This is a genomic window from Myxococcus sp. CA033, assembly GCF_013336625.1.
Lineage (GTDB): Bacteria > Myxococcota > Myxococcia > Myxococcales > Myxococcaceae > Myxococcus > Myxococcus llanfairpwllgwyngyllgogerychwyrndrobwllllantysiliogogogochensis.
On the sequence record NZ_JABUMU010000089.1, the window covers coordinates 1 to 441 of the forward strand.

The following is a 441-nucleotide window of genomic DNA, read 5'->3' on the forward strand; positions in this document are numbered from 1 at the left end:
AGCCGGGAGTGCCGCTGAAGGCGTCAGGGACGAAGCGCTCGGCGGTGAGAGAGGGCCGGTGCAGGTAGCCGCGCGCCACGCCGACGCCGCCGATGAAGAGCTCGCCGGGCACGCCGACGGGGACGGGCTGGAGGTGGGCGTCGAGGACGAAGACGCGCACGTTGGGAAGCGGGCGTCCGAGAGGTGGAGTGGAGCCATCCGCGACGCAGGGAGCGAAGGTGGCGCGGACGGTGGCTTCGGTGGGGCCGTAGACGTTGAGGAAGGTTCGGCCGGGGGCCCACCTGGCCACCAGCTCGGGGGAGCAGGCCTCACCGCCGGAGACGACGGTGCGCAGCGAGTCCAGTCCTTCCGCTGGCAGGGCGGAGAGGGCGGAGGGCGTCAGGGAGAGGACGTGGACGTCCTGCTGTTTCAGCAGTCGCGCCAGCGCGGGGCCGGGCTGCA

At 73.0% G+C, this 441-nt stretch carries 1 protein-coding gene; it reads right to left on the bottom strand.

What is annotated here, in order from left to right; all coding sequences use genetic code 11:
* Nucleotides 1-441, bottom strand: a 441-nt coding sequence (locus HUA78_RS45760; protein ID WP_174479137.1) for an AMP-binding protein, incomplete at both ends; no start/stop codon positions are given.